This window comes from Kitasatospora sp. NPDC057738, assembly GCF_042798815.1.
GTDB lineage: Bacteria > Actinomycetota > Actinomycetes > Streptomycetales > Streptomycetaceae > Kitasatospora > Kitasatospora lactacystinica.
On the sequence record NZ_JBHVJT010000060.1, the window covers coordinates 1 to 20,675 of the forward strand.

Genomic DNA, 20,675 nt, shown 5'->3' on the forward strand with positions numbered 1-20,675 from the left:
TCTTCGACGAGGTGCGCGCGCACCTGGAGCACGAGGAGGACCGCCTGCCCGAGCCGGCGCCGTACCGCGACTTCGTCGCGCACGCGCGCCTGGCGATCACCGCCGACCAGCACCGCGCGTACTTCGAGCGGGCGCTCGGTGACGTCGAGGAGCCGACCGCGCCGTACGGCGTGCTCGACACCCATGGCGACGGCAGCGGCACCGGCGAGGCGGTGGTCGAGCTGTCGGACGAGCTGGCCGGCCGGGTCCGTGAGCAGGCGCGTCGTCACGGCGTCAGCGCGGCGGCGTTCTTCCACCTGGCCTGGGCCCGCGTCGCGGCCGCGACGACCGGCCAGACCCACCCCGTGTTCGGCACGGTGTTCCTGGGCCGGATGGACGCGGGAGGCACCGCGCACCGGACGCCGGGTCTGTACATCAACACCCTGCCGATCCGGATCGACGCGACCCGGGCGCTGGACGCCGGACTGCGGGCCGCGCAGGTGCAGTTGGGCGAGCTGCTGCGGCACGAGCACGCCCCGCTGACCCTCGCCCAGCAGGCCACCGGCCTGCCGGCGCAGAGCCCGCTGTTCACCTCGCTCCTCAACTACCGCCACAGCCCCGGCGCGACGGGCGAGGGCACCGGCCTCGCCGGGATCCGGGTGCTGTACGGGCACGAGCGGACCAACTACCCGCTGACGGCCTCGGTGGACGACACCGGTGCCGGCTTCCGGCTCTCGGTGCAGGCGGGTTCGCCGATCGACCCGGACGCGGTGTGCGGTCTGCTGCACACGGCGGTCGAGAACATGGTCGGCGCGCTGGAGCGGGACGCCGGTACGTCGCTGGAGCGGATTCCCGTCCTCGACGACCGGCAGCGCGACCGGCTGCTGACCGCGTGGAACGACACCGCCTCCGACGTTCCGGCCGCGACGGTCGGCGAGCTCTTCGAGGCCCAGGTGGAGCGGCTGCCGGAGGCGGTCGCGGTGGCCGCCGACGGGGCCGAGGTCTCCTACCGGGAGCTGGACGCCCGGGCGAACCGCCTGGCCAGGCTGCTGGTGTCGCGGGGCGTGGGCGCGGAGTCCGTGGTCGGCGTCTGCCTGGAGCGCGGGGTCGGGCTGATGGTCGCGCTGCTGGCGGTGGTCAAGGCCGGCGGTGCGTACATGCCGATCGACCCGGCGTACCCGGCGGACCGGATCGGCTACATGCTGGAGGACGCGAGGCCGGTGACGGTGCTGGCCTCGGCGGGCACGGTGTCGGCTCTGCCCGGTTCCGGCGCGCTGGTCCTGGACGCGCCGGAGACGGTGGCGGAGCTGGCCGGTCTGGGCGGCGGCGCGCTGGTGGACCGCGTGGTGCGGACCGCGGACGCGGCGTACGTGATCTACACCTCCGGGTCGACCGGTCGCCCCAAGGGCGTGCTGGTCTCCCACGCGGGTGTGGCGAGCCTGGTGGCCGGTCAGGTGCGGTACCTGGGGGTCGGCTCCGGGTCGAGGGTCGGGCAGTTCGCCTCGGCGGGCTTCGACACCTTCGGCTGGGAGTGGTTCATGGCCCTGCTGACCGGCGCGGCCCTGGTGGTGATCCCGCAGGACCGCCGCCTGGGCGAGGCCCTGCCGCACTTCCTGGCGGAGCAGCGGGTCACCCATGTGACGCTGCCGCCGGCCGTGCTGGCGACGCTGGACGAGCGGTCGATCGCCGACGACGTCGTCCTGGTGACCGCCGGTGAGGCCTGTCCGCCGGACGTGATGGCCCGCTGGATGCGCGACCACCGGGTGTTCAACTCGTACGGCCCGACCGAGACGACGGTGGACGCCACGATGTGGCCGTGCGATCCGTCGGCGGGCGTGGTGTCGATCGGTTCGCCGGTGGTCGACACCCGGGTGTTCGTGCTGGACGGGTTCCTCGCACCGGTTCCGGTCGGGGTGCCCGGCGAGATGTACGTGGCGGGTGCCGGCCTGGCCCGGGGCTACCTGGGCCGCCGGGGTCTGACGGCGGAGCGGTTCGTGGCCTGCCCGTTCGGTTCGGCCGGGGAGCGGATGTACCGCACCGGTGACCTGGCCCGCTGGCGCGAGGACGGGACGCTGGAGTACCTGGGCCGCACCGACGACCAGGTGAAGATCCGCGGCCACCGCATCGAGCTCGGCGAGATCGAGGCCGCCCTGCTCGGCCGGCCCGGGATCGCGCAGGCCACCGTGATCGTCCGCGAGGACGTCCCCGGTGACCGGCGCATCGCCGCCTACGTCGTCCCGGCCGTGGACGCGGCCGTGGCCGCGGAGGTGGACGTCGCCGAGGTCCGGGCCGGGCTGGGCGGGGTGCTGCCGGAGTACATGGTCCCGTCCGCGATCACGGTGCTGGACGCGCTGCCGCTGACGGTCAACGGCAAGCTGGACCGCCGTGCGCTGCCCGCGCCGGACCGGGCGGAGCTGCTGGAGGCGTCCTACCGGGCGCCGCGCACCGCGGACGAGCGGCTGGTCTGCGAGGTGTTCGCCGAGGTCCTGGGCCTGCCCCGGGTCGGCATCGACGACAACTTCTTCGAGCTGGGCGGGCATTCGCTGCTGGCGGTGACACTGGTCGACCGGCTGCGGTCGACGCTCGGGGTCACGGTGGGGGTCCGGAACCTCTTCGAGGGCCCCACGGTCGAGTCCCTGGTCCGGGGGCTGCGCCGGCCGGCGGGCGCGGAGGGGCTCAAGGTCCTGCTCCCGCTGCGCACGGGCGGCGAGCGGCCCCCGTTCTTCGCGGTGCACCCGGCCGGTGGTCTCAGCTGGTGCTACGCCCCGCTGACCGGGATCATGCCCGAGGAACGGCCGCTGTACGGCCTCCAGGCGCGCGGTCTGAGCGAGCCGGGCGCGTTGCCGGGTTCGGTCAAGGAGATGGCGGCGGACTACGTCGAGCAGGTCCGGGCGGTGCAGCCGAGCGGCCCGTACCACCTGCTGGGCTGGTCGCTGGGCGGTGTCGTCGCGCACGAGATGGCGGTGCAGCTGCAGGCCGTCGGCCAGGAGGTCGGCGCGCTGGTCGTGCTCGACGCCTACCCGTCGGTCACCGTGGACCAGGGCGTGGACGAGCCCGGGATCGAGGAGGTCGACTGGACCGACGCCGTCCTGCGGGTCGGCGAGCGCTTCGGCCTCGACCTCTCCGACGAGGAGCTGGCCGTGGCCGAGGGCGTCCGGGCGAACAACGTCGAGATCGCGACGGCGCACGTTCCGGGGACGTACCAGGGCGACCTGGTCCACGTGGCGGCGCTGCTGGGCAAGCCGGCCGGGACGCCGCTCGGGGTCCGGTGGAAGCCGTACGTCACCGGCGAGGTGGCGCAGACGGCCCTGCCGTGCGGGCACCACGAGCTGGCCCGGCCGGAGGCGCTGCGGGCGGCCTGGGACGCGACGAGCCGGTGGCTGGAGGGCCCGGAGGGTCTGGAGGGTTAGGACCCGGCAGGAAGCACCGGGAAGAGCAGGAGGCACCGAGGGGCCCGCCGGACGACCGGCGGGCCCCTCGGGCCGGAACGGGGCGGGGCGGCGACGGTGCGGACGGGGCGGCGACGGTGCGGACGGGGCGGAGGCTTATGACAACGCCATTGACGTGTGGCGGGGCCGCCGGTTTCATGGCTCGCACTTCCCGCCCGCGTCACCCTCTGCGACCGGTGCCGGGATTCCCCCACACGCGCACCCCACGACCAAGGCGGTGATCCGTTGGCATCGACGGTGAAGGACACGGGCGGCGGCCCGAGAGCGGACGCGCGAGGCTCCCACGTCACGATGCGCAAGTCGCTCGGCCTGGTGGACGGAGCGGTGATCGCCGCCTCCAGCACGGCCGCCACCAGCAGCATCGGCATCGGCCTGGGCCTGATGGCCGGGGTGGTCGGCCTGCACCTTCCGGCGATCATGCTGCTGGCCTTCCTGCCGGTGCTCGCCATCGCCGGCGGGTACGGGCGGCTGAACGCCGTCGAGCCGGACGCGGGCAGCAGCTACCGCTGGGTCGGGCGCATCCTCAGCCCCTGGCTGGGCTTCCTGACCGGGTGGGTGAACACCGTGGGGACCGTGGTCTTCATGGCGTACACCACGACCGTCACCGGCTCCTCGATCGTCCAGCTGCTGGACCAGGCCCACGTCCGCAGCGTCGCCGGGCTGCGGCTCGACGCCGACTCGACCGTCCAGTGCACCCTGATCGGCCTGGTGGTGCTGGTGGGCGCCGCACTGGTCGCGGTGCGCGGGCTGGACCTGGCGGCCAGGCTGCAGAAGGCGCTGCTGGTCTTCGAGTACGCCGTGCTGCTCGGCTTCTGCGGCTACGGGCTGATCGCCGGCGACCAGCCGTTCTCGCTCCAGTGGTACAACCCCTTCGACATCCCCTCCTTCGACGCGGTCGCCCAGGGCATGGTGCTCGCGGTGTTCTGCTACTGGGGCTTCGAGTCGGTGTTCAGCGTCGGCGAGGAGGTGCGCGACCCGCGGGACGCCTCCCGGGGCGGTCTGCTGGCCCTGGTGGTGATGCTGGCGCTGTTCCTGCTCGCCGGAACGGCCTTCCAACGGGTGCTGCCGATCGACGAGTTGGCCGACAACGGCGCCCACGGACTGACCTACTTCGGCACGAAGCTCGCCGAACAGCCGCTGGCCGCACTGCCGTTGATCGCGCTGATGTTCTCCGCCGTGGCCTCGCTGCAGTCCTCGGTGATCCCGACCGCCCGCGGGATGTACGCGATGGGGCGCGACCGGGTGCTCGGCCCGGTCTGGACCCGGCTGCACCCCCGGCACGCCACGCCCGCCGTCGGCACCCTGCTGATCACCGGCGTCGCGGTCCTGCTGGCACTGGCCTCGATCGCCATCCCGACCGTCAACGACCTGATCTCGGCCGCGGTCAACGCGATCGGCATCGTCGTCGCGCTCTACTACGCGCTGACCGCCGTCGCCGCAGCCGTCCGGTTCCGCGGGCTGCTGCGCACCGACCTGCCGGAGGGGCTGCGCGCGGTCGTCGGGCCGCTGCTGGGCGCGGCGGCGCTGCTCGCCGTCGGCGGGTACCTGGCCTGGAGCTTCTACGACTCCACGGACCACTTCGAACTCGCCGCGGACAACGGGTGGTTCGAGCTGTCCGTGGTGATCATGATGGTGGTCAGCGGGCTGCCGGCGGCGGCCTGGGCCCGCTGGCGGCGGTGCTCGCCGTACTTCCTGCGGGAGGGCGCCGTGGCCGAGTGACCCCGCGGTACGGCAGGACGAATCACGAGGACGCGAGAACGGAGCACCACCCATGACCGAGGCCGATCTGGTCTTCACCCACGGCCCCGTCCACACCGGCGACGCGGCCCGCACCCGGGCGAGCGGCCTGGCGGTCGTCGGCGAACGGATCACCGCCGTCGGGCACGACGAGGTCCGGGAGCTGATCGGGCCGAGGACGGAGGTCGTCGACCTCACCGGCAAACTGCTGCTGCCCGGCTTCCAGGACGCGCACATCCACGCGGTGTTCGGCGGCGCCGAGCTGGCCTCCTGCGACCTCACCGGGACGGTCGGCGTCGCCGACTACCTGGAGCGCGTCCGGGCGTACGCCGACGCCAACCCGGAGCAGGAGTGGATCACCGGCAGCGGGTGGTCGATGGAGAGCTTCGAGGGCGGACTGCCCACCCGGCAGTTGCTCGACTCCGTCGTCCCCGACCGGCCGGTGTACCTGACCAACCGGGACCACCACGGCGCCTGGGCCAACACCAGGGCGCTGGAACTCGCCGGGCTCACCGCCGACACCCCCGACCCGGCCGACGGACGGATCGAGCGCGAGGCCGACGGCAATCCCGGCGGCACCCTCCAGGAGGGCGCCACCGCCCTGGTCGCCCGGCTGGTGCCGCCCTCGACCGCCGCCGACCGGCTCGACGGGCTGCTGCGCGCCCAGCGGCTGCTGCACTCGCTCGGCATCACCGGCTGGCAGGACGCGCTGCTCGGCGCGTTCAACGGCCAGCCGGATCCGTCGGACGCCTACCTGGCCGCCGCCCGCTCCGGCGCGCTGACCGCCCGGGTGACCGGCGCACTGTGGTGGGAGCGGGACCGGGGCGCCGAGCAGATCCCCGAACTCGTGCGGCGGCGCGAGGAGTTGAGCCACGGACGGTTCCGGGCCGGCTCGGTGAAGATCATGCAGGACGGCATCGCGGAGAACTTCACCGCCGCGATGACCAGCCCCTACCTGGACGGCTGCGGCTGCGCCACCGCCAACTCCGGCCTCAGCTTCGTCGATCCGGTGGCGCTGCGCGGCCACGTCACCGCACTGGACGCGCTCGACTTCCAGGTCCACTTCCACGCGCTCGGCGACCGGGCCGTGCGCGAGGCGCTGGACGCCGTCGAGGCCGCCCGCACCGCCAACGGCCGGCGCGGCGCCCGGCACCACCTCGCCCACCTCCAGGTGGTCCACCCGGACGACCTCCCGCGCTTCGCCCGGCTCGGCGCCGTCGCCAACATCCAGCCGCTCTGGGCCGCCCACGAGCCGCAGATGGACGAGCTGACCATCCCCTTCCTCGGGCCCGAACGGGCCGCCTGGCAGTACCCGTTCGGCGCCCTCCAGCGGGCCGGCGCCACCCTGGCGGCGGGCAGCGACTGGCCGGTGAGCAGCCCGGACCCGCTGGCGGGGCTGCACGTGGCGGTCAACCGGATGGAGCCGGAGGCCACCGACGGGCGGGTCTTCCTGCCCGAGCAGCGGCTCGACCTGGGCTCGGCCATCGCCGCGTACACGGCCGGCAGCGCGTACCTCAACGGGCACGACGACGCCGGCGTGCTGGCGGCCGGGCGGCTCGCGGACCTGGTCGTGCTCGACCGGGACATCCTCACCGGGCCGCCGGAGGAGATCGCGCGGGCCCGGGTCCTGCGGACGTACGTCGGCGGCGAGCTGGTGCACGCGGCGGACTGAGCCGGGCAGGGGCCGGACCGGCCGTCGGCGGTGGGCGTACGGGGGCTCACCGCCGGCGGCCGGCGGCGTGCCCGGGCCCGGGCGGTGCCGCGCCGGGCGTCCGGGGCCGGCCACCCCCGTCACCGCGCGCCATGCCTGCCACACCTGCCGAACCCGCCACGAGGAAAGTCACGCGCCCGCCCGCCTCAGCCGCCCGCCGCTCGCAGCCGGGCCTCGGCGGCCTCCAGGAGCAGGTCCAGGGCGTACGGGTAGCCGCTGCGGCGCATGTCGCTGGTGAGCAGGTGGGCGGTGGCCGCGATGTGGGGGTGGTCGGCGGCGTCGAGCCGGGCGTAGGAGGCCTGCCAGACCTGGAGGTCGGCGGTCTGGGCAGGGGCCGGGAGGGCGAGCGTGGCGGCGTCCAGGGCGGCGAAGCCGAGGCTCTGGTCGACGAAGGCGTGGTAGATCCGGACGGCCTCCGGGTCCGGGAAGCCCGCCCTGCGCAGGACGCCGAGGATCGCCTCGACGGCGGCGATCTCGTGGGTGCGGCCGGTGGTGCGGTGGGCGGCGAGGATGGCGGCCTGCGGGTGGGCCAGGTAGCTGGCGTGGATGCGCAGGCCGATGGCGCGCAGGTCGGCGCGCCAGTCGCCGGTGGGCCGCCAGCCGTGCTGGGCGCGGCCGATCAGCTCGTCGGCGACGGCGAGCAGCAGGTCGTCGGTGCTGTGGAAGTAGCGGTAGACCGCGCTCGGGTCGGCGCCGAGCGCGGCGCCGAGCCGCCGCACCGTGAGCGCCTCGGTGCCGTGGCTGCCGATCAGCCGGATCGCGGTCCCGACGATCAGCTCGGCGGACAGCACCACGCCCTGCTTGGTGGGGCGGCGTCGACGGCGCTGCGGTTCGGGGACTACGCGGTCGGTCATCCCCCGAGGTTATGCCCGCACCGTTGACGTAGGCCAGGGGTCGGGCGCCACCCGCCCCCGGCCGTCGGCCGGACTCAGCCCCCGTTGTGGGCCGGGGTCCAGGAGGTGCCGTTGTGGGCGTAGTTCGGCGCGCCCTGCATGCCGACGGTGCGGAACGGCTGCTGGTCGCCGAGGTCCACCCGCATCGTGCCCTTGCGGCCGTCCTTGCCGGTCCACACCAGTTCGAGGAACCAGCTGACGTCCTGGGAACGGGTGGCGGCGTCCACGTCGATCACCTGCGGGTCGGTGGCCGAGATCCGGTACGGGAAGTCCGTCGTGCCGGTCCTCCGTTCGCCCTCCCGGCCCGCGACGGGGACGAGGCGCGGCGTGGCCGCGTCGAGGTCGACCGCGAAGGACGCCGGTTCCAGCCCGCCTCCGCAGCCGGACCCGGGCGTGTAGGCGTTCCACTTGGGGGCGGGCCGGGTGCTGACCACCTGTACGGACATGGAGTTCAGCACGACGGCGTCCGAGCTCGCGCCCAGGGCGGTCAGCTCGATGCGCAGGTGCCCGGCCGGGACCAGGCGCTGGGAGGCCGCCCAGCTGTCGATCCGGCCGGAGGACGACGGGGGCGGGGTCACCTGGGCGGGGGAGCGGGCGGAGAGGAACCACTGGTCGCAGGGGCTGCCCCAGCCGTTGCTGAGGACACTGACGTGGAAGGGCGCGGGGAGGTCCTCGGGGGCCGCCGGGGCGGCGGCGGACGGGGTGTCCGCGGCGGCGGAGCCCGCGGGGGCCGGCGGTGCCGGGGCACCGGTGGGCGCGGTGCCGGCCCCCGCGGTGGCGGCGACGGACGGTGCGGCGGGCGAGGAGGCGGAGGCGTTCGGGGTGCCGCCGGTGTCGCCGGTGTCGCGCAGGAGGAGGCCGGAGGCCACGGCGGCCAGCGCGACCACGGCGGTCGCGCTCAGCAGCACCCGGGTGCGGATGCGGCGGCGCGGCCCGGCGGGCGGGGGCACGGGGTGGGTGGTCGTCACCTCCGGTTCCTCCTCCGGCGCGGCGGCGGACTGCGGGTCGGGTGCGGCGTCCGGCCGGAGCCGCGGCTCCGCTTCCGGCTGCGGCTGCGGCTGCGGTGTCGGTGCGGGCGTCGGCGTGGGTACCGGTGCGGCGGCGGCCGGAGTGCCCGCGGGGGAGGCCTCCCGGCGGCGGGCCGCATCGGCCAGGATCCAGCGGCGGTGCAGTTCGACCAGTTCCTCGCCGCCGGCCCCGCAGACCCGGGCCAGCCGCTCCACCGGCGCGTACTCGGTCGGTACGGCGGCGCCGTTGCAGTAGCGGTGCAGGGTGGAGGTGCTGACGTGCAGCCGGGTGGCCAGGGCCCCGTAGCTGCGGCCCGAACGCTCCTTGAGTTCGCGCAGCATCGCCGCGAACTCCTCGGTCTCCACACTCATCCGCTGCCCTTCCCCCACCCCGGGCCCGGCCCGGGATGTCGTCGATCCGCGAATCACCGTACCGGCAGGCCGGGGCGGGGACCGGGGCAGGGGAGTGCGAAGCAGCAGGTCAGCTCCGGCCGGCCGTCTCCGTGGAGGCCGCCGCGTCGGCGACGCTCTCCCGGTACAGGCCGAGCTTCGGCTGCTTGCCCACCTTCGCGCCGGCGCCGAGCGGGAAGTTCCGGGTGTCGGCGTTGGGCATCTGGTCGTCGGGCAGGACGTTCAGCTGGTCCACGTCGGCCACCCCGCCGCTGCCGGGGTTGAGGTCCACCACCGCGTAGGTGCTCCTGCCGGGAGCCAGCGCGTAGGCCGGCGGGCCGCCCAGCCCGCCCGGAACCAGCGGGGTGAGGTCGTCGCCGTGGTGGGGGGCCTTCGAGCTGCCGAGACCGATGAGCGGGTAGTAGCTCAGGCCGCAGTAGGCGGTGCCCTGGTTGTGGACCTCGATCACCCGCTGGTCGGGCGACCCGGCCCGGGCGGACACCTTGACCGTCAGCTTGTCGGCCTTGCAGGGGTGGGTGTAGGCGTACGCCTCGTCGCCGGCGGCCGCGGCCCCGCCGCCCGTGGCGGGGACCACGGGGGTCTTCGGGCGGGCGGAGCCGCCTGCGGCGGGCGCCGCGGTGGCCGGGGCCGCCGGGGCCGGAGCGCCGACGGTCGGCCGGTCGGCGGGCGCGGCGGGTGCCGCGGCACCGGGGGCGGTACCGGCCGCGGTGGTCCCGGTGGGCTTCACGGGCCGGGCCGCGTCGCCGCCGTCCGGCCCGCAGGCGGTCAGGGCGAGGGCGGCGCCCAGGGCGAGGGCGGCCGGGACGAACAGGGCACGGCGAGCGGACATGGAGGTTCCCCCGTGAGGTTGCGGATGAAGGAGGCGAGGAAGGCGGCGGGCCGTCGGCGCCGACCGCTGGGCAGCACTCTGGTCCGTCGTCCGGCCGGTCCGCCAGACCTCCCCGCCGAGCCGGGACGCTGGAACGGTTCCACCCCCGTTGACCTGCGGTTTCACACCCGCCTGGAACGGCCTCCCGGAACGCCGCGAGGCCCTCAGGGGCGCCGGCGGCGGAGCCGGGGCGCGTCGTGCGGAGCTTTGCCGGGTGCACCACGCGCCCCCCCGGCGTCCGGCCGGGAGGTGCCCCCACCTCGGCCCCGCGAGGCACGCGCCCGGACGCCGCGCCCCGACGCGACGCCCTGATCCGACAGGACCCACCGGACACGCCCCGGGCCCGGCCGGTGCCGTCGTCGAGGGGCGGGTCGGCGGGCCGGCGGGCGTCGGTACGATCCCTGTATGGGTGGTGCGCGGGAAGAGGCCTGGGACGCCGAGGCGGCGGAGCGGGCGGTGGCGGTGCTGAAGGCGGTGGCGGACCCGTCGCGGTACCGGCTGCTGTGGGCGCTGAGCCACCGGGAGCTGCCGGTGAGCGAGCTGGCCGAACTGCTGGGGGCGCACGTGTCGGCGACCTCGCAGCACCTGGCGAAGCTGCGCGCGGCCGGGCTGGTGGTGGCGCGCCGGGAGGGGACGCGGATCTTCTACCGGGCCACCGAGGTGCGCGGGCTGCTCACCGAGGCCGCGCTGATCGCCCACGACCTGCCCGCCCGCCGCGACGGCGACGACGACGGCGCAGCCCCGGCCGGTGCCACCGCGCCGCAGCCCTTCGCCCGCGCGGCCCGCGCGGTGCGCCGCCGCCCGGCGACCGGCTGAGCCCTCCCGGCCCTCCGCGGTGCTCGCCCGGGGCGTCGGCGTGCGGCCGGGCCGGTCAGCGGCCCGGCGCCGCCAGCCGGTACTCCTGCCGGTCGGCGTCGTACGCGAAGAGCCCCGCGTAGCGGCCCCAGTCGGTGGCGGTCTCCAACTGCCGGTCGGTCTGTTCGCCGGTGTAGTGGCGGCCGAGCAGGTCGCGCAGGAAGCCGGTGCGGACGGTGGCGCCGGGCCGGCCGCCGAGGCTGTTGGCGATCAGCTTGATCAGCGGGACCTCCAGGGCGGCGGCGGCGAAGACGGCGCGGGCCTCCTGGGCGTCGGCCCCGGTGTAGGCGGCGCCCGTCGCGGTGAGCAGCAGGTCGTCGCCGTGGACCTCGGCGAAGCCCAGCAGGTCGAGGGCGTCGACCTGGGGGAGCAGGTCGTCGATGTCCAGGCCGAGTTCGTCGGCGAGGCCGGCCAGGTCGCAGCTCCCGCCCCGGTGGGCGATCGTCTCGGCGAGACCGGAGAGGCCGTCCACGCCGGCGCTGGGCAGCGGGGTGGCGGCGACGGTGCGCCGCTCGGGGTCGGGTTCGGTGCGGCCGGACGGGCGGGTGTCCTTGGGCCGGCCGGTCATGATCCGGTACACCCGGTCCACCAGCTCGTCGAAGGCGGCCGAGTCGCGGTCGCGCGGCCGCTCCAGGGCGACCTCCACGGTCTCCCGGATCGTCCCGTACGGGCGGGCGCCGAGGACCACGATGCGGTCGGCCATCAGCACCGCCTCCTCGATGTTGTGGGTGACCAGGACGACGGCCCGGGTGGGGAACTGGCCGGACTCCCACAGCTCCATCAGCTCGCCGCGCAGGTTCTCGGCGGTGAGCACGTCGAGGGCGGAGAACGGTTCGTCCATCATCAGCACGTCCGGTTCGACGACCAGTGCCCGGGCGAAGCCGACCCGCTGGCGCATGCCGCCGGAGAGCTCCTTGGGGTAGGCGGAGGCGAAGCCGGTCAGGCCGATCAGGTCGATGGCCTGGTCGGCGGCCCGGGCGCGCTCCCGGGGAGGGACACCGCGGGCCTCCAGGCCGAGTTCGACGTTCTGCCGCACGGTCAGCCAGGGCAGCAGCGCGAAGGTCTGGAAGACCAGCGCGGTGCCGGGGTTGGCGCCGGTGAGCGGGGTGCCGCGGTAGCGGACGGTGCCGGAGCTGGGCGGGACCAGGCCGGCCAGGCAGCGCAGCAGGGTGGACTTGCCGGAGCCCGAGCGTCCGAGCACGGCGACGACCTCGCCGGCCCGGACGGTGAGGTCGATGCCGGAGAGCACCGGCAGTTCGCCGGCGGCCCCGGCGTAGGACTTGGTCAGACCGGCGGTCTCCAGCAGCGCCTCCCCGTCCCCGTCCTCGTGGGGGGCGGGTGCGGGGGCGGGTGCGGGCTCGGCGGCACGGTTGCGGAACGGGAAGCGCATCGGCGGACTCCGGACTACAGCGAGTAGCGGCGCTCGGCCAGCCGGTACAGCCGGCGCCAGAGCAGACGGTTGAGGGCGACGACGTACAGGCTCATCACCGCGACCCCGGCGAGCAGATGCGGGTGGTCGCCGCGCTCGGCGGCCCGGGCGATGTACGCGCCGAGGCCGGTCGCGGTCAGCGTGGTGGAGCCGAAGGTGACCACCTCGGCGACGATGGAGGCGTTCCAGGCGCCGCCGGAGGCGGTGATGCCGCCGGTGACGTACGCCGGGAAGACGCCGGGGAGGATCAGCCGCCGCCAGCGCTGCCACCCGCGTACGCCCAGGTCGTCCATGGCCTCGCGCAGGTCGGCGGGGACGGCCATGGCACCGGCGATGGCGTTGAACAGGATGTACCACTGGGAGCCGAGGGCCATCAGCAGGATGCCGCCGAGGTCGATCGACACCCCGGTGCGCAGCAGCAGCCAGACCACCAGGGGGAAGAGGAAGTTGGCGGGGAAGCCGGCCAGCACCTGGACGACGGGCTGGGCGATCCTGGTCAGCCGGGGCGAGAAGCCGATCTTCACGCCGATCGGCACCCAGACCGCGGTGGCCACGGCGACCAGCACCACCACCCGGGCGAGGGTGGCGAGCCCGAGCAGCAGCGGCTCGCCGAAGACGCCGAGGCCGGTGCGGTCGGCCAGGTAGCGGCCGAGGTCGACGAGGCCCCACAGCACGATGCCGCCCGCGACGAGGGCGAAGGCCACGTCCCCGGCCCGCCGCCGGCCGGGGTGGACGGCGGGCGGGCGGTCGGCGGTGCCGAACACCCGCCCGGCCCGGTTCAGGGCCCGTCCGGCGGGGCGCAGCGCGCGGCCGAGCGCGGCGGGCAGCCGGGAGCGGCGCAGCAGGTCCAGCACGACCGAGCGCTGCACCTCGGTGGCCTCGGACTGCTCGTTCTTGAAGCGTTCGGCCCAGGCGGTGAGCGGCCGCCAGAACAGGAAGTTCACGCCGACCACCAGTACCACCATGGTGGCGATGGCCCAGCCGACCCGGCCGAGGTCCCCGGCGGCGATGGCCGCGCCCGCGTACGAGCCGACCCCGGGCAGCGCGTACCGCCGGCCGTCCACGGTGATCGCCTCGGAGGCGACCAGGAAGAACCAGCCGCCGCCGAAGCCGAGCATGCCGTTCCAGACCAGGCCGATCATGCCCGAGGGCAGCTCGACCTTCCAGAACCGCGTCCACCGGCTGAACCCGAAGGAGCGGGACAGCTCGTCGAGTTCGCGGGGCAGCGAGACCAGCGCCTGGTAGAAGGCGAAGGTCATGTTCCACGCCTGGGAGGTGAAGATGGCGAACACGGCGGCGCATTCGAGGCCGAGCACCGAGCCGGGGAAGAGGGCGAGGAAACCGGAGACCGCGAGGCTCAGGAAGGCGAGCACCGGCACCGACTGGAGGATGTCCAGCGCCGGGATCAGCACCCGTTCCAGCCGGCGGCTGCGGGCGGCCGCGTAGGCGTAGCAGAAGGTGAAGACGACCGAGAGGGCGAGCGCGGCGAACATCCGCAGCAGCGAGCGCGCCGCGTCGTACGGCAGCCGGGCCGGGTCGGTGTCGACGGCCGCGTCCCGGGTGGTGGAGAAGCGGACGGCGCCGCCCTGGCCGAGCCGCAGCACGAGGTAGAGCAGGACCAGGACGGCGGCCGCGACGACCAGGTCCGTCCAGACCCGCCCGCCGAGCCGGTGCGCGGTCCGGGTGGGCAGTGAGCCCCGGGACAGGCCCGGCAGCGGGCTCCGGGACCGGCCCGGGGCGGGCTTCGTCAGGGTCATGGCGGTACCTCCGGGGCAAACCCGGGCAGTCTGCTCCCTCGGGACGTCCGTACGCAAACCCGCCCGCCCCCACGGGGCCACCGGGTGCGCCCGGCCCCGGGCGGGGCGCCGTGTCCCGTCCCGGGGGCGCGCCGTCCCGGGCCGGGGTCAGGCGGTCCGGGCCAGCCGGGGGTCGTACTTGTAGCCGATCTGCCGGACGGTGGCGATCGCCTCCCGGTGCCCGGGGCCGAGCTTGCGCCGGATCCGGGCGATGTGGGTGGCGACGGTGCGGGAGTCGCCGGTGTCCGGGCGGCCCCAGACGTTCTCCATCAGCTGGCGCCGGGAGTGCACCCGCAGCGGGTTGCCGACCAGGTGCGCGAGCAGTTCGAACTCCAGGTACGGCATGGTGACGTGCCGGCCCTCGACGGTGACGGTGCGCTGGTCGGTGTCCACCACCAGGCCGGGCGCGGGTGCGGGTCGCGGGGCCGGGCGCCGGCCCGGGGCGGGGTGGTGCGAGAAGACGGCGTCGAGCCTGGGGCGGTGCGGGACCATGGCGCGGGGGCTCCTTCGTGGTCGGCTCAGTGGTTCAGCGCGGTCTGGACGATCTTGACGACGACCATGGCCGTCGCGATCAGCAGGTAGGCGCGCAGCGCGCCCATGCCGACCTTGCGGGCGGTGGACAGCACCGGCTTGTCGAGGGTCTCCAGCGGCGGCATCCGCCAGTTCTCCCGGCCGGTGCGGTCGACGGGGTCCTCCTTGGTGCCGCGGCGCCCGAAGGTGAAGGAGTACCCGGCGACGAGCACGCCCGCCACGCCGCAGCCGGCCATGATCCGGAGGATCGTCCCGGAGTCGATGCCGGGCCAGACCACGGCGGCGGTGAGGATCAGGGAGAGCATCACCAGGACGCCGACCACCAGCGAGGTGAAGGCGTTGGTCCGCGGCCCGTTCGTCCAGGGGCCCAGCACCGCGCGGTCGTTGCAGAGCAGCAGCAGGAAGACGGTCGCGGAGGGCAGCAGCACCCCGGCCAGCACCTGGACGAACTGGGTCATCAGGCCCTGGGTGTAGTCGGTGGAGAGCAGCGTGATCGCCGCCGCCGCGACCACCAGGCCCGCGTAGATCCCGTAGAAGCCCTTGGCGCCCTTCACCCCGCGGTGCAGCGAGTGCTTGATGCCGAAGACGTCGCCGATCGCGTACGCGGTGGACAGGGACACCGCGAAGGCGCCGATGATCGAGGCGTCCAGCAGGGCGATGGCGAACAGCACGCCGGCCAGGTGCCCGGCCTTGTCCTCGATGCCCCGGGCGACGGCGGCCGCGTCGGAGAAGTGCCCGAAGCCGTCGGTGCCCGCGAAGGCGGCGGCGGTGAGGCCCATCATGGCGGCGGCGCCGACGATCACGATCACGATGCCGATCCAGAGGTCGGCCTTCTCGTACGTCATGAAGCGCGGGGTGATCCGCTTGTCGATGACGTACGACTGCTGGAAGAACAGCTGCCAGGGCGCCACGGTGGTGCCGACGATGGAGATGATCACCAGCATCACGGCCGCCAGCCCGCCCGACCCGCCGGGCATGGCGGGCACCACGAAGTCGTGCGCCATCCGCGAGGTCTTCGGGTGGACCATGAAGTAGATCGGCACCAGCAGCAGCGAGCCCAGGCACAGCGTCACGGCGACCCGCTCGAAGCGCTGGAACGAGCCGGTGAAGGCCGAGGCGATGATGATCCCGGCGGCGAGCACCACCGAGGCCGCCTTCGGCAGGCCCAGGTACCCGGCCGCGAGCGTGACCCCGATGAACTCGGTGACCAGCGTCAGCGCGTTCAGCAGGAACAGGTCGATCACGCTGAACGCGCCCCAGAACTTCCCGAAGCGCTCCAGGATCAGCCGGGCGTGGCCGACGCCGGTGACGGCGCCCAGCCGCAGCACCATCTCCTGGTTGACGTACAGCACCGGGACCAGCATCAGCAGCGTCCACAGCAACTGGGTGCCGTAGTTCTGTCCGGCCTGGCCGTAGGTGGAGAAGGCGCCGGCGTCGTTGTCGCCGACCATCACGATCAGGCCGGGCCCGACGATCGCGAGCAGGGTCTTCAGTCTCGCCGACAGGCCGTGCCGGGGCGTGGTGTCGTCGAGCCGGATGGTGCCGAGCGCGCCCTTGATGTCGCCGACGTGCGCGTCGTCGAGGACGGCCGAACGCGGCTCGGGCGGAGCGGAGTTGAGCGTGGCGTGGGTGGTCATGGGTTTCCTCCCTGGGCCCCGGAGGGGCGGTTCGGAGGCAGGCGGCGGCTCTCCCCGCGGGCGGGCACGGCGCATCGGCGCGCGGCTGCGCGGCCCGTACGGTGGCGTGCGGGCACGGCGGAGCCGCGTGCGGACATGGCGTGCCGTCGTCGCTGATGACTGCCGAAGAATGGTGACTGATCGTCAGGACGTGCTGCGGGGAAAGGTGTTACCGCATGCCGGAGGTGTGCGAGGGCAGGCGGGGGCAGGGGCAACTGTGGCCCGGACTACTGCAATCCATGTCTCTCGCCTCCTCCCGGCCGGCGCACCCCGTGGTGCGTGTCATCGACGCGGCAAGGAGCTCACCGGCCCGCGCGACGCGACCGCCGGTTCACCCCAACTCGTCAGAGCTTAGTCCCGCCCGGGAGCGATACTTGCGCACTTGGTAAAACCTTTACCTTTCTGTCGGCGTACGCCGGTGCCTGCCGCCGCCGCCCGTCCGCGCCCGCCATTGCCCGCCGCTGTCCGCTGCTTCCCGTCCGCGCCCGCCGCTGTCCGTCCGCGCCCCGGGGCGGGCGGCGGCCGGCCGGGTGACGGGGGTTTGGCCGCCGGGCCGCCACGGAACGACTTCCCGCCGTACCGGCACCGGCACCAGGTCGTGCCCGAACCCGAGGGGTGGCATGGCGACCGCAGACTCCCAGGGGCCTCCCCGGCAGGCGCGGGCACTGACGCTCGCACGGAACCCGAAACTGTGGCTCTTCCCGGGCGTCCTGTGCTGCCTGCTGGCCGTCCTCCTCTCCCTGCTCTACATGGGGGGCATCCTCAACCCGAGCGGGCACCTGCACCGGCTGCCGATCGCCCTGGTGAACGAGGACCAGGGCCCGCCGCCGCCCGGGCAGGCGGAGCCCCTCGGCGCCCGGCTGGCCGCCGCCGTGGTGGCCGGCACTCCCGACAGCACCGTCCAGTGGCGGCAGGTGGACGCGGCCGGACTGAGCGAACAGCTCGCCGCCGGCAAGGTCTACGGCGCGCTGGTCGTGCCGAAGGACTTAAGTGCCGCCGTCACCGCGCTGGTCACCGGCGGCGCCGTCGAGCGGCCGACCGTCACCGTGCTGACCAACCCCGGCATGGGCAGCCTCGGCTCCTCGATCGCCGCGCAGATCTCCCAGAACGCCGCCCACCAGGCCTCGTCGGCGCTCGGCGGGCAACTGCTGGCCGCCGTACCGGCCTCCGGCGCCCCGGGCCCGGACACCGGAGCCACCGCCCGGCTGCTGCTCGCCGACCCGATCGCCGTCACCACCCAGGTCGGCCACCCGATCGGCGGCCACAGCGGGCTCGGCCTGAGCGCCTTCTACTTCACCCTGCTGGCCGTGCTGACCGGCTTCATCGGCGGCAACATCGTCCACAACGGCGTCGACGGCGCGCTCGGCTACAGCGACAGCGAGATCGGCCCCTGGCACACCCGCCGCCCGACCGTCCCGATCAACCGCACCCAGACCCTGCTGCTCAAGATGGTCATGACGGCCGGGATCATGCTGCTCACCACCTCGCTCGTGGTGCTCTGCTCGGTCGGCGTCCTGGGCATGGACGCCCCCCACCTGGCACAGCTGTGGATCTTCGCCTACTGCGCCAGCCTCGCCGTGGGCCTCGGCGTGCAGGCGATCAACGCCGCGTTCGGCGGGATCGGGCAGCTGGTGTCGATGTTCGTCTTCATCGCGCTGGCGCTGCCCTCCTCCGGCGCCACCGTCCCGCTCCAGGCGGTCCCCGGCTTCTACCGCTTCCTGAGCCTCTTCGAGCCGATGCGCCAGCTCAGCGACGGCATCCGGGCGATCCTCTTCTTCGACGCCAGGGCCGACGCCGGGCTCACCCGCGGCTGGGTCATGATCGGAATCGGCGCGGCGCTGGCCCTGCTGTTCGGCTTCGGGATGACCCGCTACTACGACCGCAAGGGCCTGCACCGCTGGACGCCCCAGCCCTCCGGCCAGGACACCTGACCGCCGGGGCCGGTCGGCCGGGGCGGTCGGGCGTCCTGGAAGGTCAGGACGACTTGGTGACGGTCACCTTGAGGTGCTTCATGATCGGCTGGTCGCTCTGGGTGCTGTAGTCGCCGATCGCGCACAGCACGTTCAGCTCCGGCATGTACCCGGCCGCGCAGCCGCGCGGGATGTCGTACGGGACGGCCAGGTAGCCGTGCACCGAGCGGGTGGACCCGTCCCGGGCGGTGCTGGTGACGTCCACCCGGTCGAACTCGTCCAGGCCGCGCTCGCGCATGTCGTCCCGGTTCATGAACACCAGCGTGCGCAGGTTCCGCACGCCCCGGTAGCGGTCGTTGTCCGAGTAGATGGTGGTGTTCCACTGGTCGTGCGAGCGCATCGTGCCCAGCGCCAGGGTGCCCACCTCGGGGACGACGTCGGGCAGCGGGGCGGCGGAGAACTCCGCCTTGCCGGAGCGGGTGTCGAAGACCAGCTCGCGGGCGGGCTGCTTGATCCGGAAGCCCAGCGGCAGCCGCACCCGGCGGTTGAAGTCCTCGAAGCCGTCGAGGACCTGGGCCATGGTGTCGCGGATGCGGTCGTAGTCCTCGATGTACCACTCCCAGGGGGTGGAACTGTCCGGCAGCGCCGCGCGGGCCATCCCGGCGACGATCGCGGGCTCGGAGAGCAGGTGCGGCGAGGCCGGGCGCTTCATGCCGACCGACAGGTGCACCATGCTCATCGAGTCCTCGACCGAGGTGGACTGCACCCCGGCCCGCTGGTGGTCCTTCTCGGTCCGGCCCAGGCACGGCAGGATCAGCGCGGCCCGCCCGTGCACCAGGTGGCTGCGGTTCAGCTTGGTGCTCACCTGGACGGTCAACTCGCAGGACTCCAGGGCCTGGTAGGTGTACGGGGTGTCCGGGGCGGCGAGCGCGAAGTTGCCGCCCATGCCGACGAACACCGTGATGTCGCCGCGCCGCATCGCCTCGATCGTGCCGACGGTGTCCAGCCCGTGCTCGCGCGGCGGCTCGATCCCGCACACCTCGGCGAGCCGGTCCAGGAACGCGCCGGCGGGCCGGTGGTCGATGCCGCAGGTGCGGTTGCCCTGGACGTTGCTGTGCCCGCGCACCGGGGAGGGGCCGGCCCCCTCCCGGCCCAGATTGCCGCGCAGCAGCAGGAGGTTGACGATCTCCCGGACGGTGTCCACCCCGTGCTCGTGCTGGGTGACGCCCAGGCACCAGCTGAAGATCGAGCGGTCGGCCTCCCGGTAGACCCGCGCCGCCTGGAGGATCTCGGCCCGGTCCAGCCCGCTCTGCCGCTCGATCTCGTCCCAGGGCGTGGCCAGGCAGACGTCGCGGTACGCCTCGAACCCGCTGGTGTGGCGGTCGATGAACAGCCGGTCCAGCGCCCGGTCGTCGGCCGCGGACTGTTCCAGGATCGCCTTCGCCATGCCGCGCAGCAGCGCCATGTCGCCGCCGATCCGCGGCTGGAGGTTCAGGGTGCTGGTGCGGGTGGCCCGGTTCAGCGCCATGTCGGTGAAGTCGTGCGGGATGATCGTCCGGGTCGCCGCCGCCTCGACCAGCGGATTGACGTGCACGATCTGCGCGCCCCGCTTGTACGCCTCGGCCAGCGAGGTGAGCATCCGGGGCGCGTTGGAGGCCGCGTTGACGCCCAGGATGAACAGGGCGTCGGTGACCTCCCAGTCCTTGAGGTCGACCGTCCCCTTCCCGGTGCCGAGCGAGGCCTGCAGGGCCCGGCCGCTGGCCTCGTGGCACATGTTGGAGCAGTCGGGCAGGTTGTTGGTGCCCAGCTCGCGGGCCATCAGCTGGTAGAGGAAGGTCGCCTCGTTGCCGAGCCGGCCGGAGGTGTAGAAGGCGGCCCGGTTGGGGTCGTCCAGCCCGCGCAGGGTGCGGCCGACCAGGGCGAACGCGTCCTTCCAGCCGATCGGGACATAGCGGTCGGTGTCCGGGTCGTAGACCATCGGCTCGGTGAGCCGGCCCTGGTCCTCCAGTGCGAAATCGCTCCACCCGGACAGCTCGGTCACCGTGTGGGCGGCGAAGAACTCCCGGCCGACCCGCTTGCGGGTCATCTCCCAGGTGACGTGCTTGATGCCGTTCTCGCAGATGTCCAGGTGCAGACCCTTGGTGTCGTCGGGCCAGGCGCAGCCGGGGCAGTCGAAGCCGCTGTTCTCGTGGTTCATCCGCATCACCGCCCGCGGCCCGTCCAGGTACGCGCCCTCGCGCACCAGGAAGCGGGTGACGCTCTTGGCGGCGCCCCAGCCGGCGGCCGGGTGGTGGTACGGCTGGGCGTGGGGCGGGCCGGCGGGGGAGGGGCCGACCTCCTCCTGCCCCGGGGGCTCCTGCGGGGGAGTGGTGACGGCGTCGTCGGAGGTGGTCACGGGCCTCGCCTTCCGTCGCACGGGGGTC

Annotated in this window: 13 protein-coding genes; 5 read left to right on the plus strand and 8 right to left on the minus strand. The window is 74.3% G+C overall.

Annotated elements, in window-relative coordinates; all coding sequences use genetic code 11:
- From ACFVGO_RS28155 to ACFVGO_RS28165, 3 genes are all read left to right on the plus strand, one after another.
- Positions 1-3,389: amino acid adenylation domain-containing protein (locus tag ACFVGO_RS28155; protein WP_380634779.1), on the plus strand; the 3,389-nt coding region annotated here is incomplete at its 5' end.
- A 330-nt stretch (positions 3,390-3,719) separates the two neighbouring features.
- Positions 3,720-5,147 carry an APC family permease gene (locus ACFVGO_RS28160; RefSeq protein ID WP_380634837.1) on the plus strand — a complete coding sequence of 476 codons (1,428 nt, stop codon included), beginning with the start codon at positions 3,720-3,722 and terminating at the stop codon, positions 5,145-5,147.
- Between the two features lie 52 nt (positions 5,148-5,199).
- Positions 5,200-6,837 carry an amidohydrolase gene (locus ACFVGO_RS28165; protein WP_380634781.1) on the plus strand — a complete coding sequence of 546 codons (1,638 nt, stop codon included), beginning with the start codon at positions 5,200-5,202 and terminating at the stop codon, positions 6,835-6,837.
- A gap of 185 nt (positions 6,838-7,022) precedes the next feature.
- Here ACFVGO_RS28165 and ACFVGO_RS28170 read toward each other — a convergent pair whose 3' ends face one another.
- From ACFVGO_RS28170 to ACFVGO_RS28180, 3 genes are all read right to left on the minus strand, one after another.
- Entirely contained in the window at positions 7,023-7,730 is a 708-nt protein-coding gene (locus tag ACFVGO_RS28170) for a TetR/AcrR family transcriptional regulator (protein ID WP_359897605.1), read from the minus strand.
- Between the two features lie 74 nt (positions 7,731-7,804).
- Complete coding sequence (locus ACFVGO_RS28175) at positions 7,805-9,148, minus strand: helix-turn-helix domain-containing protein (protein ID WP_380634784.1); 1,344 nt, start codon at positions 9,146-9,148, stop codon at positions 7,805-7,807.
- Between the two features lie 109 nt (positions 9,149-9,257).
- Complete coding sequence (locus ACFVGO_RS28180) at positions 9,258-10,016, minus strand: hypothetical protein (protein ID WP_380634786.1); 759 nt, start codon at positions 10,014-10,016, stop codon at positions 9,258-9,260.
- 444 nt (positions 10,017-10,460) lie between these two features.
- On the opposite strand from ACFVGO_RS28180, the gene ACFVGO_RS28185 reads away from it, so the two are divergent.
- The gene (locus tag ACFVGO_RS28185; RefSeq protein ID WP_359897608.1) at positions 10,461-10,871 is read left to right on the plus strand and encodes a metalloregulator ArsR/SmtB family transcription factor; all 411 of its coding nucleotides are present in this window, start codon (positions 10,461-10,463) and stop codon (positions 10,869-10,871) included.
- Between the two features lie 55 nt (positions 10,872-10,926).
- Here ACFVGO_RS28185 and ACFVGO_RS28190 read toward each other — a convergent pair whose 3' ends face one another.
- The 4 genes from ACFVGO_RS28190 to ACFVGO_RS28205 form a co-directional block, all read right to left on the minus strand.
- The gene (locus ACFVGO_RS28190) at positions 10,927-12,300 is read right to left on the minus strand and encodes a nitrate/sulfonate/bicarbonate ABC transporter ATP-binding protein (RefSeq protein WP_380353022.1); all 1,374 of its coding nucleotides are present in this window, start codon (positions 12,298-12,300) and stop codon (positions 10,927-10,929) included.
- 14 nt (positions 12,301-12,314) lie between these two features.
- Positions 12,315-14,096 (minus strand): ABC transporter permease, encoded by a 1,782-nt coding sequence (locus ACFVGO_RS28195; RefSeq protein ID WP_380634789.1) that lies wholly within the window; start codon positions 14,094-14,096, stop codon positions 12,315-12,317.
- Positions 14,097-14,243: 147 nt separating this feature from the next.
- Positions 14,244-14,627, minus strand: coding sequence for a winged helix-turn-helix domain-containing protein (locus tag ACFVGO_RS28200; RefSeq protein ID WP_359897612.1), 384 nt, complete (start codon positions 14,625-14,627; stop codon positions 14,244-14,246).
- Positions 14,628-14,653: 26 nt separating this feature from the next.
- A complete protein-coding gene (locus ACFVGO_RS28205) occupies positions 14,654-16,303 on the minus strand; it encodes an NRAMP family divalent metal transporter (protein ID WP_380353025.1) in 1,650 nt (549 codons plus the stop codon).
- A 659-nt stretch (positions 16,304-16,962) separates the two neighbouring features.
- Between ACFVGO_RS28205 and ACFVGO_RS28210 the strand changes: the two genes are divergently transcribed.
- A complete protein-coding gene (locus ACFVGO_RS28210) occupies positions 16,963-18,273 on the plus strand; it encodes a YhgE/Pip domain-containing protein (protein WP_380634791.1) in 1,311 nt (436 codons plus the stop codon).
- Positions 18,274-18,316: 43 nt separating this feature from the next.
- Here the strand turns inward: ACFVGO_RS28210 and ACFVGO_RS28215 are convergent, their stop codons facing one another.
- A complete protein-coding gene (locus ACFVGO_RS28215; protein ID WP_380634793.1) occupies positions 18,317-20,647 on the minus strand; it encodes an FdhF/YdeP family oxidoreductase in 2,331 nt (776 codons plus the stop codon).
- Between the last annotated feature and the right edge of the window lie 28 nt (positions 20,648-20,675).

Coding starts and splice junctions, on each gene's coding strand:
- ACFVGO_RS28170 (WP_359897605.1), bottom strand. CDS start 7,730: ATGACCGACCGCGTAGTCCCCGAACCGCAGCGCCGTCGACGCCGCCCC.
- ACFVGO_RS28185 (WP_359897608.1), top strand. CDS start 10,461: ATGGGTGGTGCGCGGGAAGAGGCCTGGGACGCCGAGGCGGCGGAGCGG.
- ACFVGO_RS28210 (WP_380634791.1), top strand. CDS start 16,963: ATGGCGACCGCAGACTCCCAGGGGCCTCCCCGGCAGGCGCGGGCACTG.
- ACFVGO_RS28200 (WP_359897612.1), bottom strand. CDS start 14,627: ATGGTCCCGCACCGCCCCAGGCTCGACGCCGTCTTCTCGCACCACCCC.
- ACFVGO_RS28180 (WP_380634786.1), bottom strand. CDS start 10,016: ATGTCCGCTCGCCGTGCCCTGTTCGTCCCGGCCGCCCTCGCCCTGGGC.
- ACFVGO_RS28190 (WP_380353022.1), bottom strand. CDS start 12,300: ATGCGCTTCCCGTTCCGCAACCGTGCCGCCGAGCCCGCACCCGCCCCC.
- ACFVGO_RS28160 (WP_380634837.1), top strand. CDS start 3,720: ATGCGCAAGTCGCTCGGCCTGGTGGACGGAGCGGTGATCGCCGCCTCC.
- ACFVGO_RS28205 (WP_380353025.1), bottom strand. CDS start 16,303: ATGACCACCCACGCCACGCTCAACTCCGCTCCGCCCGAGCCGCGTTCG.
- ACFVGO_RS28175 (WP_380634784.1), bottom strand. CDS start 9,148: ATGAGTGTGGAGACCGAGGAGTTCGCGGCGATGCTGCGCGAACTCAAG.
- ACFVGO_RS28195 (WP_380634789.1), bottom strand. CDS start 14,096: ATGACCCTGACGAAGCCCGCCCCGGGCCGGTCCCGGAGCCCGCTGCCG.
- ACFVGO_RS28165 (WP_380634781.1), top strand. CDS start 5,200: ATGACCGAGGCCGATCTGGTCTTCACCCACGGCCCCGTCCACACCGGC.